Consider the following 2,329-nt stretch of genomic DNA (forward strand, 5'->3'; position numbering starts at 1 on the left):
GATGGCTGTGAACTTGCGAAAGTTCACAGCCAATCAATAAAAATACCTATAAAAAATTGAAAAAGAGAAATTGAGCGCACTCAATTTCTCTTTTTCTTTGGCTGAACACTAGTTATGTCCCAGCCTCCTTTTTTTTCAAAATAATAAATGACAATACCAAAAAAAGCACCAGCTGTATCGAGCCATACATCTTGTAACGTCATCGTACGCCCTGGTGTAAAGCTCTGTCTAAACTCATCACCAAGTGCAATGCCAAAAGCAATAAGGAGCACAACTACAGGGTGTAGCCGAAATTGCAGTAGCGCTACTGCAATCGTTGCAAACATCAAAAAATGTGCGCCTTTACGAATTAAAAATTCGACAAAGGCAAAGTAACCCCGTTCTTCTACACTTACTACAGTATCCCAGTAAGGTATGGCAAGTTGGCTAAGTTGCGCTTCAAATGGTTTGGTACTTAGCGCTGTTTGCAAAAAGTGTTGCAGGGATTGTTGTTCAGCCGTCATGCTAGAAAAAACGAGTAAGGTGAGCAGTAAAGCGCCGAGAAAGTAAAACTTTTTCATCGGTGGGCGCTATAACGTTGTCGTTTCGTTATAGCATTTGCTGCTGTTACGTCTGTAATGCGCTTAGCACGTTGATAGGCATTGAGCGTTTCGCTAAGCTGCACTTTGCTACTCGCACCGATTACAGTAGAAGCAATTGCTTTATGTTGTAGGTTAAAGGCCAGCGCTAACGCATGAATATCACCGTACGCTTCTTGTAACTGTCGCAACGTGTCTTTTACTTCCTCATCGCTGTAATTATTATAAGCTTTAGCGCGCTTTTGCCATTCACCTGTTAAAATACCTTTAGCTAACGTACCACGCGTGACAACTGAAGCGCCTTGTGCTTCAATAAAATTAAAAAACTCTTCTGGTTGACGGTCTAATAAACTATATTGCATCATAATGCTCGCAGCATCACTAGCAGGTAAAAAGCGTTCGATGACGTTTGGTCGAATGGAAGAAATGCCGTAAGCGCGGATGGTACCTGCTTTTTTTAAGCGCTCGAATACGTCAATAACTGCGTCAAAATCATCTTCAATTGTACCGCCGTGTAGTTGGTAAAGGTCAATATAGTCTGTACCTAGGCGACGTAAACTAGCGTGGACAGCTTGTTCAATATAGGTTGCAGATGCATCCCAGCGCCAGCCTTCTTCTCCTTTTGTGAAGCGGTTACCTACTTTAGTAGCGAGCGTAATATTGTGGCGCTCGCCTTGCAATAGCTTACCTATGATTGCTTCATTTTCACCATAATCATATAAATCAGCAGTATCAAAATACGTGATACCTTGAGAAAGTGCTTCAAAAACAATTGGTTGAGCTGCTGTTATATCGGTTGGTAAAGACATACAACCTAGTGCGATTTCCGAAACGTTTAGTGTACTGGTGCCTAGTGTTCTTTTTTGCATAAAAATTTCACTCCTACATCGATTTTTGTTAGCTTAATGGTACAATGAAAGAGTGTACCAGAACAAGTGAGGGGGCAGTTCAATGCCAAATTTTGAAGAAAAAACAATAAGTACCGAAAAAATATTTGATGGAAAGATTATTTCATTACAAGTGGATGAGGTTCGTTTACCTAATGGCAAAATCGCAAAGCGAGAGTTAGTAAAGCACCCAGGAGCTGTGGCTATTATTGCGATTACGTCTGAGGCTAAAATTGTACTTGTCGAACAATACCGTAAACCGTTAGAGCGTATGTCTTTAGAAATCCCTGCTGGTAAAATGGAAGCTGGAGAACTCCCATTACATACGGCAGCACGTGAATTAGAGGAAGAGACAGGTTATCGTGCCGAACAGTTAACACTCGTACAAACATTTGCGACATCACCAGGCTTTGCTGACGAGATAATTCACGTATATGTAGCTGAGCAATTAACAGTTGTAGAACATAAAGCACCGCTAGATGAAGATGAGTTCGTGACGCTAAAAACATATACACTGCCAGAAGTATGGGATATGCTACAACAAGGACGTATTACAGATGCTAAAACAGCATTTGCCATCCAATGGTGGAAGCTACAGCAGTTAATGAAATAATGTACTTAACTTGTTTTTCTTTTTAACGGCTTTCCGAAAGAAGTCTCCCATCCTCAAGGAATGTGAAGGTGCGAATAGCACCAATGAGTAGGTGGGAGATGAATTTCGGTTGGCTTTAGCCAAAGTTATTTTTCTAAGCCTTTTCGCAATAATTCGAGAATAGTTGCTGTTCTTGTAGACAGTCCGTTTTCTTCTTGGTATTTATCTAATTTCTCGATAATTGATTTAGGCATACGAATTTCTACACGTTC

The 2,329-nt window shown here is 40.7% G+C and carries 3 protein-coding genes; 1 reads left to right on the forward strand and 2 read right to left on the reverse strand.

Annotated features, from left to right (window positions below):
• Window positions 1-80: 80 nt before the first annotated feature.
• A complete protein-coding gene (locus DDE80_RS14175; protein WP_108308585.1) occupies window positions 81-560 on the reverse strand; it encodes a VanZ family protein in 480 nt (159 codons plus the stop codon).
• A complete protein-coding gene (locus DDE80_RS14180) occupies window positions 557-1,447 on the reverse strand; it encodes an aldo/keto reductase (protein WP_108308586.1) in 891 nt (296 codons plus the stop codon). The genes DDE80_RS14175 and DDE80_RS14180 overlap by 4 nt, the downstream gene beginning before the upstream one ends.
• A gap of 82 nt (window positions 1,448-1,529) precedes the next feature.
• On the opposite strand from DDE80_RS14180, the gene DDE80_RS14185 reads away from it, so the two are divergent.
• Window positions 1,530-2,078, forward strand: coding sequence for an NUDIX hydrolase (locus DDE80_RS14185; protein WP_108308587.1), 549 nt, complete (start codon window positions 1,530-1,532; stop codon window positions 2,076-2,078).
• Window positions 2,079-2,329 lie beyond the last annotated feature (251 nt).

Origin of the sequence: Metalysinibacillus jejuensis, assembly GCF_003057615.1 — a bacterium.
GTDB classification, from domain to species: domain Bacteria; phylum Bacillota; class Bacilli; order Bacillales_A; family Planococcaceae; genus Metalysinibacillus; species Metalysinibacillus jejuensis.